Below are 13,597 nucleotides of genomic sequence, written 5' to 3'. Positions count from 1 at the left end.
CCGCCCTTTATTTCCAGATGTTCAACGGCGACATGATCCAGAAGCCGACCACCACCAGCCACACCACGCAGACCGGAATGAAAATCTTCCAGCCCAGACGCATGATCTGGTCATAGCGATAGCGCGGAAACGTGGCGCGCGCCCAGATGAACACCGACAACAGGAAGAAAACCTTGGCGACGAGCCAAACGATGCCCGGGATAAACGACAGGAAACCGAACGGTGCGCTCCAGCCGCCGAGGAACAGTGTTGCAGCCAATGCCGAGATCACGATCATGTTGATGTACTCGGCGAGGAAGAACAGCGCGAACGCCATGCCCGAGTAATCAATCATGTGGCCCGCGACGATTTCCGACTCACCTTCCACCACGTCGAACGGGTGACGGTTCGTTTCGGCGATGCCCGAGATGAAATACACGACGAACATCGGCAGCAGCGGCAGCCAGTTCCACGACAGGAAGTTCAAGCCGTGCGAAGCGAAGAAGCCGTGCTCCTGCGAATTGACGATGCCCGACAGGTTCAGCGTGCCGGCCGTCATCAGCACGACCACGAGCGCGAAGCCCATCGAGATTTCGTACGAGACCATCTGGGCGGCGGCGCGCATGGCGCCGAGGAACGCGTACTTCGAGTTCGACGCCCAGCCGGCCAGGATCACGCCGTACACGCCGATCGACGAAATCGCCATCGCGTACAACAGACCCGCGTTGATGTCGCCGAGCACCGCGCCCGCCTGGAACGGAATCACCGCCCACACCGCGAACGCCGGCACCACCACCATGATCGGCGCGATCAGGTAGATCCAGCGGCTCGCCTGCGCCGGCTGAATGACTTCTTTCAGCAGCAGCTTCAGCACGTCGGCGATCGGCTGCAGCAAACCTGCGGGGCCGACGCGGTTCGGGCCGAGACGCACGTGCATCCAGCCGATCAGCTTACGCTCCCACAGAATCAGGTAAGCCACGCACAGCAGGATCACGACGGCCACCACCAGGATGCGCACCAGTGCCCACACCGTGGGCCATGCCACACCGAGAAGCTGGGTGCCGCCCGAGTTGATCGTATCGAACAAGCTCATTTACGCCTTCTCCACCACCAGTTCACCGAACAGGCTGCCCAGCGCCGCACCGGCAGGCGTAGCCGCCGATACGCGGACGACCGTCTCCGCAAGATTCGCGTCGCGCACGGCCGGCAACTGCACCGATTGCTCGCCCTGGCGCACGCGCACTGCGTCGCCTTCCTTCAAACCCAGCTTGTCGAACAGCGCGGCCGGCAAACCGACCGAGTTCGCCGTGCGCGCGGCCGCCGTCAGATGCAGCGATTCGGCGCGACGCACCAGCGCGTCGGCGTGGTAGATCGGCACGTCGGCGATGCGCTCGAACTTGCCTTCCCCTGCCTTCGCCGACTTGCCGCGTGCAACCGCAGCACCCGTCTTGTTCGACAGACGCGACTTCAATTCGCCGTCGCCGAGGGCTGCGGCGCGTACTTCTTCCGCGGTATCGAATTCGAAACCCGACGCGCCGAGCAGGCTGCCCAGCACGCGCAACACCTTCCATGCGGGACGCGTGTCGCCCAGCGGCCGCACGACGCCGTTGAACGTCTGCACCGTGCCTTCCGCGTTGACGAACGTACCGGCCGTTTCCGTGAACGGAGCGATCGGCAGCAGCACGTCGGCGTATTCGGCGCCCGTCTGGAACGGCGACATCACGACGACCATTTCCGCCTGCTTCAGCGCGGCCAATGCCTGCGCCGGATTGGCCGTATCGAATTCCGGCTCGACGTTCAGCAGCACGTAACCCTTGCGCGGTTGCTCGAACGCTTCACGAGCGTTCAAACCGCCCTCGCCCGGCAGCGCGTTCACGAGATGCGCGCCGACCGTGTTCGCGGCTTCCGTGAGGAAGCCCAGCGTCGCGCCGGTTGCGTCCGCGATCCATTGGGCCGCCGCGTGAATGGCCGCGAAATCCGGATGACGGACCGCGCCGTTGCCGAGCAGCACCAGACGGCGTTCGCCAGAGGCGAGCGACTTCGCGACCTGCTTGTCGGCGTCCGTCGGCTGCGTGCCGGCGAGGGCTTCCGGCAGGGTCGCGCCGTTGGCCTCGGAGACCGCGCCGGCGATACCGGCCAGCGCGTCGAGCCATGCCGACGGCGCTGCGACCACGCGTTGCGCTTGCGGAATCAGTGCGTCGTCGCGAGTGGCTTGCACGAGCGTGAGCTTCGCGCCGCCCTTCGCGGCCTGACGCAGACGCGCTGCAAACAGCGGGTGATCGCGACGCAGATCGGAGCCGATTACCAGCGCCGCGTCGACGTTGGACAGATCGGCGATTGCGGTGCCGAGCCACGGCGTACCGTTGAGCGGCGCGGAGAAATCAGACTGACGCAGACGGAAGTCGACGTTGGGCGTGCCGATCGCTTGCGCCAGTTGCTTCAGAAGGAACAGCTCCTCGACGGTGCTGTGGGCGCTGCCGAGCGCGGCCAGCGCATCCGCGCCGTGGTCGCCCTTGATGCCCTTCAGCCCCTTGACCACGTACTCGAGCGCGGTTTGCCAGTCGGTCTCGACCCACTTGCCGCCCTGCTTGAGCATAGGCTGCGTGAGACGTTCCGGGCTATTCAGGCCTTCATACGAGAAGCGGTCCTTGTCCGAAATCCAGCATTCGTTGATGGCTTCGTTTTCGAACGGCAGAACACGCATCACGCGGTTGTTCTTCACTTGCACCACGAGGTTCGCGCCGACGGAATCGTGCGGGCTCACCGACTTGCGGCGCGACAGTTCCCACGTGCGGGCGCTGTAGCGGAACGGCTTGCTGGTCAGCGCGCCAACCGGGCACAGATCGATCATGTTGCCCGACAGTTCGGAGTCGACCGTCTTGCCGACGAACGAAGTGATCTCAGCGTGCTCGCCGCGGCCTAGCATGCCGAGTTCCATCACGCCGGCCACTTCCTGACCGAAACGCACGCACCGCGTGCAGTGAATGCAACGCGTCATTTCTTCCATCGAGATCAGCGGGCCGACGTTCTTGTGGAACACGACACGCTTTTCTTCGCTATAACGCGACGACGACTTGCCGTAGCCCACCGCCAGATCCTGCAACTGACACTCGCCGCCCTGATCGCAGATCGGGCAATCCAGCGGGTGATTGATCAGCAGGAATTCCATCACGGCTTGCTGGCCCTTCACCGCCTTCTCGGACTTGGTGCGCACGATCATGCCCGCCGACACCGGCGTGGCGCATGCGGGCACGGCCTTCGGCATTTTTTCGACATCGACCAGACACATCCGGCAGTTGGCCGCAATCGACAGCTTCTTGTGATAGCAGAAGTGAGGAATGTACGTGTCGACCTTATGCGCAGCCTGGATCACCATGCTGCCTTCAGGCACCTCTACTTTCTTGCCGTCTATTTCAAGTTCAACCATGATGGTCAATCTTCCTTAACCTGTTACCGCTCAATCGTTCGCCCTGTTCATCGCCGTGTCAGGCGATGAATTCCGCGGATGACGTGCTCTGATGCGTACCTGTTGTTCAGCGTACTCAGGCAGCCACTGTTTCCGACGCCGATGCCGCGCCGGCATGACTGCCGACGAGACAATGCTTGTGAGCGACGTGATATTCGAATTCGTCCCAGTAGTGCTTGAGCATGCCGCGCACCGGCATGGCCGCCGCATCGCCGAGCGCGCAAATCGTGCGGCCCATGATGTTTTCAGCGACCGAGTTCAGCAGATCCAGATCTTCCGGACGGCCGAGCCCGTGCTCGATACGATGCACGACGCGGTACAGCCAGCCGGTGCCTTCGCGGCACGGCGTGCACTGACCGCACGACTCTTCGTAATAGAAGTACGACAGACGCAGCAGCGAGCGCACCATGCAGCGCGTCTCGTCCATCACGATGACCGCGCCCGAACCCAGCATCGAACCGGCCTTGGCGATCGAGTCGTAGTCCATGTCGGTCTGCATCATGATGTCGCCCGGAATTACCGGTGCCGACGAACCGCCAGGAATCACGGCCTTGATCTTCTTGCCGCCGCGCATGCCGCCGGCGAGTTCCATCAGCGTGGAGAACGGCGTGCCGAGCGGAATCTCATAGTTGCCCGGACGCTCGACGTCGCCTGCCACCGAGAAAATCTTCGTGCCGCCGTTGTTCGGCTTGCCGATCTCGAGGTAATTCTGCGGGCCGATTGCGAGCAGGAACGGCACCGCCGCGAACGTCTCGGTGTTGTTGATCGTGGTCGGCTTGCCGTACACGCCGAAGCTCGCCGGGAACGGCGGCTTGAAACGCGGCTGGCCTTTCTTGCCTTCCAGCGATTCGAGCAGCGCGGTTTCCTCGCCGCAGATGTAGGCGCCGTAACCGTGGTGCGCATGCAGTTCGAAAGAGAAGCCCGAACCCATGATGTTCTCGCCGAGGAACCCGGCGCGGCGCGCTTCTTCTAACGCTTCTTCAAAGCGTTTGTAGACTTCCCAGATTTCGCCGTGAATATAGTTATAGCCGACCGTGATGCCCATCGCGTACGCGCCGATCGCCATGCCTTCGATCAGCGAGTGCGGATTGAAACGCAGGATGTCGCGGTCCTTGAATGTGCCCGGTTCGCCTTCGTCCGAGTTGCAGACGAGATACTTCTGGCCGGGAAACTGGCGCGGCATGAAGCTCCACTTCAAGCCGGTCGGAAAGCCCGCACCGCCACGGCCGCGCAGACCCGACGCCTTGACGTCGGCGATCACCTGCTCGGGCGGAATCTTTTCTTCCAGAATGCGGCGCAGCTGGGCGTAACCGCCGCGCGCCACATAGTCTTCGAGATGCCAGTTGTCGCCGTTCAGGCCGGCGAGAATCAGCGGTTTGATGTGACGATCGTGTAAAGACGTCATTTCGAAAGTTCCTCGAGCAGCTGGTCGATCTTCTCGCGGCTCATGAAGCTGCACATGCGATGGTTGTTCACCAGCATCACCGGCGCGTCGCCGCACGACCCCATGCACTCACCTTCTTTCAAGGTGAATTTGCCGTCTGCCGTGGTTTCGCCGAAGTCGATGCCGAGCTTCTGCTTCAGATATTCAGCGGCGCTGTCGGAGCCGCCATCCGGGCCGAGCTGGCACGGCAGGTTCGTACAGAGCGTGATCTTGTATTTGCCGACCGGCGAGGTCTCGTACATCGTGTAGAAGGTAGCGACCTCCTGCACGGCGACTGCCGGCATGCCGAGATAGTCCGCGACGAACTGCATGAGTTCGGGCGACAGCCAGCCATGCTCTTCCTGAGCAGTGGCCAACGCCGACATCACGGCGGACTGTTTCTGATCGGCGGGGTACTTCGCGATCGCACGATCGATTTCTTTCAGGCCTTCAGCTGAGATCATTTTCAGACACGACTCTTTCAATTCCTACCGAACGAAAACCTGTCGCTTACGTCATGCTGCGACAGACCCGGCGTTCCTTTGCTTGACGCGCGCTTCGCTGCAACCGGAAGACGCGCGCCGATGAATACGTCCTAGCGATCCACTTCGCCGAACACGATGTCCTGCGTGCCGATGATCGTCACGGCGTCGGCGATCATGTGACCGCGCGCCATTTCATCGAGCGCGGACAGATGCGCGTAACCCGGCGCGCGGATTTTCAGGCGGTACGGCTTGTTTGCACCATCCGAGATCAGATAGATGCCGAACTCGCCTTTCGGATGCTCGACGGCGGCGTACGCTTCGCCTTCCGGTACGTGGAAGCCTTCCGTGAAGAGCTTGAAGTGGTGAATCAACTCTTCCATGTTCGACTTCATGCCGACGCGCGACGGCGGCGCAACCTTGTGATTGTCGATCATCACCGGGCCCGGATTCTTACGCAGCCACTCAATGCACTGTTTCACGATCCGCGTGGACTGGCGCATTTCTTCGACGCGAACCAGATACCGGTCATAACAATCGCCATTCACGCCGACCGGAATGTCGAAATCGAGCTTGTCATAAACTTCGTACGGCTGCTTCTTGCGCAAATCCCACTCGATGCCCGAGCCGCGCAGCATCGCGCCGGTCATGCCGAGTTGCAGCGCGCGCTCCGGGCTGACCACGCCGATACCGACGAGGCGCTGCTTCCAGATCCGGTTGTCGGTGAGCAGCGTTTCGTACTCGTCGACGCAATGCGGGAAACGCGTGAAGAAATCGTCGATAAAGTCGAGCAGCGAGCCTTGGCGGTTTTCGTTCATCTTCGACAATGCTTTTGCATTGCGAATCTTCGACGCCTTGTATTGCGGCATTGCGTCAGGCAGGTCGCGATACACGCCGCCCGGACGGTAATACGCCGCGTGCATGCGCGCGCCGGACACGGCTTCGTACACGTCCATCAGGTCTTCGCGTTCGCGGAACGCATAGAGAAACACCGCCATCGCGCCGACGTCGAGCGCGTGCGCGCCGATCCACATCAGGTGGTTCAGCACGCGCGTGATCTCGTCGAACATCACGCGGATGTATTGCGCGCGCACCGGCACCTCGACGCCGAGCAGTTTTTCGATCGCCATCACGTAGCCGTGCTCGTTGACCATCATCGACACATAGTCGAGACGGTCCATGTACGGCACTGACTGGATGAACGTTTTGGTTTCGGCGAGCTTTTCGGTCGCGCGATGCAGCAGGCCGATGTGCGGATCGGCGCGCTGGATGACTTCGCCGTCGAGCTCGAGCACGAGACGCAGCACACCGTGCGCTGCCGGATGCTGCGGACCGAAGTTGAGCGTGTAATTCTTGATCTCTGCCATGGCGTTCTCTTAATGTTTCAGACCGCCATAGCGATCCTCACGGATCACGCGCGGCGTGATTTCCCGCGGCTCGATCGTCACAGGCTGATAGACGACGCGCTTCTCTTCCGGGTCGTAACGCATTTCGACGTAGCCGGAGACAGGGAAATCCTTACGGAACGGGTGACCGATGAAACCGTAATCGGTCAGGATGCGGCGCAGGTCCGGATGGCCCTCGAAGACGATGCCGTACAGGTCGAACGCTTCACGCTCGTACCAGTTGGCCGAATTCCAGATTTCGACGACCGAAGGGATGATCGGCACTTCGTCGTCCGGCGCGAACACGCGCAAACGCAGACGCCAGTTGTTCTGCACCGACAACAAATGCAGAACGGCCGCGAAACGCGGACCGTCGTAAGCGCCATCGGCGTAGGTCTGATAGTCGACGCCGCACAGATCGATCAATTGCTCGAAGCCGAGCGAGCGGTCGTCGCGCAGACGCGTTGCCACATTGAGGTAATCGCTCGCCTTTACGACGATCGTCAACTCACCGATTGCCTCGGTGGTGCTCAACAGGAGGCCGCCAAAGGCCGCCTCGAGGTTCGCTTTCAGAGTCTCGAGTTTGCTTGCCATATTGTGGGGAGGCGTTGGCCTTATTGACGGGCGATTGTATTGGTGCGGCGAATCTTGGCTTGCAACTGGATCACGCCGTACACCAGCGCTTCCGCCGTTGGCGGGCAACCCGGCACATAGACGTCGACCGGCACGATCCGGTCGCAGCCGCGCACTACCGAATACGAGTAGTGGTAATAGCCGCCACCGTTCGCGCACGAGCCCATCGAAATCACCCAGCGTGGCTCGGCCATCTGGTCATAGACCTTGCGCAGGGCCGGCGCCATCTTGTTGCACAACGTGCCCGCGACGATCATTACGTCCGACTGACGCGGACTCGGACGAAACACCACGCCGAAACGGTCCAGGTCATAACGGGCGGCGCCCGCATGCATCATTTCGACCGCGCAGCATGCGAGACCGAACGTCATTGGCCACAAGGAGCCGGTGCGCGTCCAGTTGATCAGTTTGTCTGCCGTGGTGGTGACAAACCCTTCCTTCAAGACCCCTTCGATACTCATTTGCTTTCCACTCCAGACGGGGCGGCAAGCCTTGGCCACCCACGCAAACCGGCGATTAATCCATCATTCCCAGTCGAGGCCGCCCTTCTTCCAGATATAGGCGAAGCCCAGCAGGAATTCGAGCAGGAAAATCATCATCGCCATGAAGCCCGGCCAGCCGATGTCGCGCAGGGCCACGCCCCACGGGAACAGAAACGCGGTTTCAAGATCGAAAATGATGAAGAGAATGGCGACGAGGTAATAGCGCACGTCGAACTTCATGCGCGCATCTTCGAATGCCTCGAAGCCGCACTCGTACGGTGCGTTCTTCTCGGTATCGGGCTTGTTGGGACCGAGGATCTTGCCGATACTGACCAGTGCTACGCCTAAACCGGTGCCCACAATGAGGAACAACAAGACGGGGAAATAGGCTGCGAGGTTCAAGACTATCCTCAATCGGTTGGTTCTGAATGCCGTCAGGAGCATAGCACTCCTGACGCGAAATCACTTCTCAAACGCGCACACCGTAAGCCCAATACAAGCTGCGCGCCAGAAGTGAAAATGCCAGCCGAAGCGAAGCAAGCGGCTGGCATTTAGATAACATTTGGTGCCGACGGCGAGACTCGAACTCGCACAGCTTTCGCCACTACCCCCTCAAGATAGCGTGTCTACCAATTTCACCACGTCGGCACTAACTGCAATCCGGGAAAACAACTTATAAAACCCGCGAATCGCTTCAAGACTTGAATTGTAACGTGTCTAAACAGTTTGTTCAACGCACAAAAGCACTTCGAACGAAAAAATTATTTCGGCACTTCCGTGGCCGGAGCGGACGCAGCCGAGGCCGGCAATGTAGCCGAACCAACTGCCGGAGCCGACGCGGCGGAAGCCGCGATCGGCGCGGTCACAGCCGCACCCAGCACGCCTGCGGAAGGTTTCGCGCGATATGCACCGAGGTAGGTGAGCGTCAATGTGGTGACAAAAAACACCGCTGCGAGCACCGCGGTTGTACGCGATAAAAAGTTCGCCGAACCGGTCGCGCCGAACAGGCTGCCTGACGCGCCGCTACCAAAAGCAGCGCCCATATCGGCGCCTTTGCCGTGCTGCAGCAAGACGAGGCCGATGACCCCGAGTGCCGACAACAGCTGAACGACGATAATCAATGTTTTCAAATACAGCATCACACTCACCTGAGTCTTTATTTAACCGCGCCACACAAAGTATGCCGCGCGGGATGGGTCATCCTCGCCGAGGCGCCCTGCTTAATCAGCGGTGCTCGTTGCAGCCGCCGCCTTGCAGATCGCCAGGAAATCCTCGTCTTTCAACGACGCGCCGCCGATCAGGCCGCCGTCGATATCCGATTGACGGAACAATTCCTCCGCGTTCTCCGGCTTCACGCTGCCGCCGTACAACAGCGGCACGTCCGCCACCGCCGCGCCCTTGGCCGCGAGACGCGAGCGCAGGAACGCATGAACCGCTTGCGCCTGTTCCGAGGTGGCGCTCTTGCCGGTGCCGATCGCCCAGACCGGCTCGTAGGCGACGACAATACGCGACGCCTCCTGCTCCGACAGTTTCGCCAGCACTTGATCCAACTGCTCGCCGACCACCTGCTCGGTCGCACCGGCTTCGCGCTGTTCCAGCGTTTCACCGACGCAGACGATCGGCGTCAAGCCTGCTTCCAGCGCGCGCTGCGTTTTCACCGCAACGAGTTCGGCGCTTTCCTGATGATAGGCACGGCGCTCCGAGTGCCCGACGATCGCGAGCGTCGCGCCGAAATCCGTCACCATTGTCGCGGCGACTTCGCCGGTATAGGCGCCGTGCGTGAACGCGGAAACGTCCTGCACGCCCCACACGACCCGGCTGCCTTCCAGCAACGATTGAGTCTGCGAAAGATACGGACACGGCACGCAAACGCCAACACGCACGCCAGCCGTCAATTCGCCGGCGCCCTGAGCCACCGCCTGCAACAGCGTTGCGTTGTCGGCAAGGCGCCCGTGCATCTTCCAGTTACCGACTACCAGCTTGGCTCGTTGTTTCGACATCGTCTCGTCCTGGCTTGGCGGCGAACTTTGCTTGCGTCATATTGCGCTTACAGTCCGCCTTCCGGTTTCATGCGGCGTGCGCAAAACGCGCAATTTTACTGCGTGGGGTGGATCGGGTCAAACCGACCGCGTCAAGCGTCCTGACCCCACGTCAGCATGATCTTGCCGACGTGCGTGCTGCTCTCCATCAACGCATGCGCCTCGGCCGCCTGGGCCGCCGGAAACACCCGATGCACCACGGGCTTGATGCGTCCTTCCTCGAGGTGCGGCCACACGCGCTCCTTGAGTTGCGCGGCGATCCGCGCCTTGAATTCGATCGGCCGCGGACGTAGTGTCGACCCGGTCACCGTCAAACGGCGGCGCAGCACCTCGTTCAGATTCAACTCCGCCTTCGCGCCGCCCAGCAATGCGATCAGCACGATGCGCCCGCCGTCGGCCAATGCCGTCAGCTCGCGCGACACGTAACTGCCCGCCACCATGTCGAGAATCACGTCGACGCCGCGGTCGTTCGTGAGCGACTTGATGACCTCGACGAAATCCTCGATCTTGTAGTTGATCGCGCGCTCGGCGCCGAGCGCTTCACACGCGCGGCACTTCTCGTCCGAGCCGGCGGTGGCGAACACGCGAAAACCGAGCGCATGCGCGATCTGGATCGCCGTCACGCCGATGCCGCTCGAGCCGCCCTGCACCAGCAGCGTTTCGTTCGCGCCGCCCTCGCCGTTGCCGAGCTGGGCGCGATCGAAAACATTGCTCCACACGGTGAAAAACGTCTCCGGCAGCGACGCCGCCTCGACATCCGACAAGCCCGCGGGCACCGGCAGACACTGGGGCAACGGAGCCGCGGCATATTCCGCATAGCCGCCGCCCGCGAGCAACGCACACACGCGATCGCCGATTTTCAGACCGAACGGGTTGTTCTTCTCATCGATCACGCCGCCGACGATCTCGCCCGCCACCTCCAGCCCCGGCAGATCCGAGGCGCCCGGCGGCGGCGCATAACCGCCCTTGCGCTGAAACACGTCCGGCCGGTTGATGCCCGAAGCCGCCACCTTGATCAGCACCTCGCCCGCCTTGAGCTGCGGCGTCGGCCGCTCTGCCAGCTTCAGGACTTCCGGCGCACCGAATTCGGTGATTTCGATCGCTTTCATCTGCGTCAACTCCAAGATTGGATTGCGTTGCACACCCGCTGCGTGCCAACTGCCCGCGCTACCGACCAATCGTCCGACCTGCGACGAACCGACCGGAGCAAACAGAGTACCCGCTTATGCCCCTTCGCATACGCTCGCACCAGCGCGCAACGCGATCCACCCTGCACCCTGCATGAAAAACGGCCGGCGCGCATTTCGCGCCGCCGGCCGTCGTCCCGCTACCGCATTACTGCGGTGTCGGCTCGCCTTGCGGCGCACCCGATGCGGGGTCGTTCAGCAACGCCTTGGCCGACAAACGCACGCGGCCCTTTTCGTCCGTCTGGATGACCTTGACCTTCACTTGCTGGCCGTCCTTCAGGTAGTCGTTGATGTCCTTGATACGCTCGTTGGCGATCTCGGAGATGTGCAGCAGACCGTCCTTGCCCGGCAGGATGTTCACGATCGCGCCGAAATCGAGCAGCTTGAGCACAGTGCCTTCGTACACCTGGCCCACTTCGACTTCCAGCGTGATGTTCTCGATACGCTTCTTCGCTTCGGCCATGCCTTCGCTGCTCGTGCTGGCGATGGTGACGACGCCGTCGTCCGAAATGTCGATCGTCGTGCCGGTTTCCTCGGTCAGCGCGCGGATCACCGAACCACCCTTGCCGATCACGTCGCGGATTTTTTCCGGATTGATCTTGATGGTGATCATGCGCGGTGCGAACTCCGACAGTTGCGTGTTCGCGCCCGAGACAGCCGAGGTCATCTTGCCGAGAATGTGCATGCGGCCTTCCTTCGCTTGCGCGAGGGCGACCTGCATGATTTCCTTGGTGATGCCCTGGATCTTGATGTCCATCTGCAGCGCGGTGACGCCTTGCTCGGTACCCGCCACCTTGAAGTCCATGTCACCGAGATGGTCTTCGTCGCCGAGGATGTCGGTCAGCACGGCAAACTTGTTGCCTTCGAGGATCAGACCCATCGCGATGCCCGCGACGTGCGCCTTCATCGGCACGCCGGCGTCCATCAGCGCGAGGCAGCCGCCGCACACCGAAGCCATCGACGAGGAACCGTTCGATTCCGTGATTTCCGACACCACGCGAATCGAGTAGCCGAATTCGTCGGCGCTCGGCAGGCACGCGGCCAGCGCGCGCTTGGCGAGACGGCCGTGACCGATTTCGCGGCGTTTCGGCGAACCGACGCGGCCCGTTTCGCCGGTCGCGAACGGAGGCATGTTGTAGTGAAGCATGAAGCGTTCGCGGTACTCGCCTTCGAGCGCGTCGATGTTCTGCTCGTCGCCCTTCGTGCCGAGCGTCGCGACCACCAGTGCCTGCGTTTCGCCGCGCGTGAACAGGGCCGAACCGTGCGTACGCGGCAGCACGCCGGTACGGATTTCGATCGGGCGCACCGTGCGCGTGTCGCGGCCGTCGATACGCGGCTCGCCGTTCAGGATCTGCGTACGGACGATCTTCGCTTCGATGTCGAACAGCACGTTGCCGACGCTCGCCTTGTCGGCTACCACGATGCCGCTTGCCGAGGCTTCTTCTTCCAGCCGGGCCGACGTCGCCGCGTAGATTTCCTTCAGCTTGGCCGAACGGGCCTGTTTGTCGCGGATCTGATAAGCGGCGAGCAGATCGGCTTGCGCCAGTTCCGTCACGCGTGCGATCAGCGGTTCGTTCTTTGCCGCCGGTTGCCAATCCCATTCCGGCTTGCCGCCTTCACGGACCAGGTCATGAATCGCGTCGATCGCGATCTGCATTTGCTCATGGCCGAACACCACGGCGCCGAGCATCACTTCTTCGGTCAGCTGCTGCGCTTCCGACTCCACCATCAGCACCGCGCGTTCCGTACCGGCGACGATCAGGTCGAGCGCCGATTCCTTCATTTGCGGACGCGTCGGATTCAACACGTATTCGTTGTTGATGTAGGCCACGCGTGCCGCGCCGACCGGGCCGTTGAACGGCAGACCGGAGACGGCGAGCGCCGCCGACGCGCCGATCAGCGCGGGGATGTCGGCGGGAATTTCGGGGTTCAGCGACAGGACGTGGATCACGACCTGGACTTCGTTGTAGAAGCCTTCCGGGAACAGCGGACGCAGCGGGCGGTCGATCAGGCGCGAAATCAGCGTTTCGCCTTCCGACGGACGGCCTTCGCGGCGGAAGAAGCCGCCCGGGATCTTGCCGGCGGCGTAGGTCTTTTCGAGGTAGTCGACGGTCAGCGGGAAGAAGTCCTGGCCCGGCTTGGCGGTCTTGGCACCGACCACGGTGGCCAGCACGACGGTGTCCTCGACATCGACGATCACCGCACCGCTCGCCTGGCGAGCGATTTCGCCCGTCTCGAGGCGAACGTTATGTTGTCCCCACTTAAACTCTTTGACGATCTTATTGAACATAGTCATTGCTTTTCCTCATCGTTACGCCGCGCGGACCAGAAGCGGCGCGGCAACGCCAGGACCGGCGCCGCATGGGAAGAGTAGTGTTATGCCATTCCAGAGAACCACGCCCTACTTCGAGTACGCGCGCGAACCGCTGGAATGACACAAAGCTCCGCCCTGAAGCCCGGCCATGTTTCTCTTTTGCTGCTTTTTTTACTACTTTTTTCCGCTCCCCGCCGCATGAATCAA

General features: G+C 61.8%; 12 protein-coding genes and 1 tRNA gene. All 13 read right to left on the bottom strand.

The annotated features are described in order from the left end of the window. Positions 1 to 7 precede the first annotated feature (7 nt). Complete coding sequence (gene nuoH, locus ACOCG7_RS17320; RefSeq protein ID WP_073432443.1) at positions 8 to 1,072, bottom strand: NADH-quinone oxidoreductase subunit NuoH; 1,065 nt, start codon at positions 1,070 to 1,072, stop codon at positions 8 to 10. Next, positions 1,073 to 3,406, bottom strand: a complete 2,334-nt coding sequence (gene nuoG / locus ACOCG7_RS17315) for an NADH-quinone oxidoreductase subunit NuoG (protein ID WP_114162137.1) — start codon at positions 3,404 to 3,406, stop codon at positions 1,073 to 1,075. A gap of 115 nt (positions 3,407 to 3,521) precedes the next feature. Further along, positions 3,522 to 4,850 (bottom strand): NADH-quinone oxidoreductase subunit NuoF, encoded by a 1,329-nt coding sequence (gene nuoF / locus ACOCG7_RS17310; protein ID WP_083085172.1) that lies wholly within the window; start codon positions 4,848 to 4,850, stop codon positions 3,522 to 3,524. After that, a complete protein-coding gene (gene nuoE, locus ACOCG7_RS17305) occupies positions 4,847 to 5,332 on the bottom strand; it encodes an NADH-quinone oxidoreductase subunit NuoE (protein ID WP_013587776.1) in 486 nt (161 codons plus the stop codon). The genes nuoF and nuoE overlap by 4 nt, the downstream gene beginning before the upstream one ends. 131 nt (positions 5,333 to 5,463) lie before the next feature. Next, complete coding sequence (locus ACOCG7_RS17300; protein ID WP_114162136.1) at positions 5,464 to 6,717, bottom strand: NADH-quinone oxidoreductase subunit D; 1,254 nt, start codon at positions 6,715 to 6,717, stop codon at positions 5,464 to 5,466. Positions 6,718 to 6,726: 9 nt separating this feature from the next. Beyond that, entirely contained in the window at positions 6,727 to 7,329 is a 603-nt protein-coding gene (locus tag ACOCG7_RS17295) for an NADH-quinone oxidoreductase subunit C (RefSeq protein WP_073429576.1), read from the bottom strand. Positions 7,330 to 7,349: 20 nt separating this feature from the next. Next, entirely contained in the window at positions 7,350 to 7,829 is a 480-nt protein-coding gene (locus ACOCG7_RS17290; RefSeq protein WP_006052903.1) for a NuoB/complex I 20 kDa subunit family protein, read from the bottom strand. Positions 7,830 to 7,892: 63 nt separating this feature from the next. Next, the gene (locus ACOCG7_RS17285) at positions 7,893 to 8,252 is read right to left on the bottom strand and encodes an NADH-quinone oxidoreductase subunit A (RefSeq protein ID WP_007175615.1); all 360 of its coding nucleotides are present in this window, start codon (positions 8,250 to 8,252) and stop codon (positions 7,893 to 7,895) included. Positions 8,253 to 8,413: 161 nt separating this feature from the next. After that, positions 8,414 to 8,498, bottom strand: a tRNA-Leu gene (locus ACOCG7_RS17280). 113 nt (positions 8,499 to 8,611) lie between these two features. After that, complete coding sequence (gene secG, locus ACOCG7_RS17275; RefSeq protein WP_073429575.1) at positions 8,612 to 8,989, bottom strand: preprotein translocase subunit SecG; 378 nt, start codon at positions 8,987 to 8,989, stop codon at positions 8,612 to 8,614. An 81-nt stretch (positions 8,990 to 9,070) separates the two neighbouring features. Next, positions 9,071 to 9,850, bottom strand: coding sequence for a triose-phosphate isomerase (gene tpiA, locus ACOCG7_RS17270; protein WP_073429574.1), 780 nt, complete (start codon positions 9,848 to 9,850; stop codon positions 9,071 to 9,073). 131 nt (positions 9,851 to 9,981) lie between these two features. Beyond that, entirely contained in the window at positions 9,982 to 10,998 is a 1,017-nt protein-coding gene (locus ACOCG7_RS17265) for an NAD(P)H-quinone oxidoreductase (RefSeq protein WP_073429573.1), read from the bottom strand. A gap of 226 nt (positions 10,999 to 11,224) precedes the next feature. Continuing rightward, entirely contained in the window at positions 11,225 to 13,372 is a 2,148-nt protein-coding gene (gene pnp, locus ACOCG7_RS17260; protein WP_176035767.1) for a polyribonucleotide nucleotidyltransferase, read from the bottom strand. Positions 13,373 to 13,597: the final 225 nt, after the last annotated feature.

It is taken from the genome of Paraburkholderia sp. DD10, assembly GCF_049177125.1.
GTDB lineage: Bacteria > Pseudomonadota > Gammaproteobacteria > Burkholderiales > Burkholderiaceae > Paraburkholderia > Paraburkholderia terricola.
Note: the sequence above shows the minus strand (reverse complement) of the source record. Positions and strands in the feature narration are given on the sequence as shown.

What these genes read in the sequence shown, in the direction of transcription:
- ACOCG7_RS17265 (WP_073429573.1), bottom strand. Translation starts at nt 10,998, where the DNA reads ATGAAAGCGATCGAAATCACCGAATTCGGTGCGCCGGAAGTCCTGAAG.
- ACOCG7_RS17290 (WP_006052903.1), bottom strand. Translation starts at nt 7,829, where the DNA reads ATGAGTATCGAAGGGGTCTTGAAGGAAGGGTTTGTCACCACCACGGCA.
- ACOCG7_RS17295 (WP_073429576.1), bottom strand. Translation starts at nt 7,329, where the DNA reads ATGGCAAGCAAACTCGAGACTCTGAAAGCGAACCTCGAGGCGGCCTTT.
- pnp (WP_176035767.1), bottom strand. Translation starts at nt 13,372, where the DNA reads ATGACTATGTTCAATAAGATCGTCAAAGAGTTTAAGTGGGGACAACAT.
- tpiA (WP_073429574.1), bottom strand. Translation starts at nt 9,850, where the DNA reads ATGTCGAAACAACGAGCCAAGCTGGTAGTCGGTAACTGGAAGATGCAC.
- nuoG (WP_114162137.1), bottom strand. Translation starts at nt 3,406, where the DNA reads ATGGTTGAACTTGAAATAGACGGCAAGAAAGTAGAGGTGCCTGAAGGC.
- nuoH (WP_073432443.1), bottom strand. Translation starts at nt 1,072, where the DNA reads ATGAGCTTGTTCGATACGATCAACTCGGGCGGCACCCAGCTTCTCGGT.
- ACOCG7_RS17300 (WP_114162136.1), bottom strand. Translation starts at nt 6,717, where the DNA reads ATGGCAGAGATCAAGAATTACACGCTCAACTTCGGTCCGCAGCATCCG.
- secG (WP_073429575.1), bottom strand. Translation starts at nt 8,989, where the DNA reads ATGCTGTATTTGAAAACATTGATTATCGTCGTTCAGCTGTTGTCGGCA.
- nuoE (WP_013587776.1), bottom strand. Translation starts at nt 5,332, where the DNA reads ATGATCTCAGCTGAAGGCCTGAAAGAAATCGATCGTGCGATCGCGAAG.
- nuoF (WP_083085172.1), bottom strand. Translation starts at nt 4,850, where the DNA reads ATGACGTCTTTACACGATCGTCACATCAAACCGCTGATTCTCGCCGGC.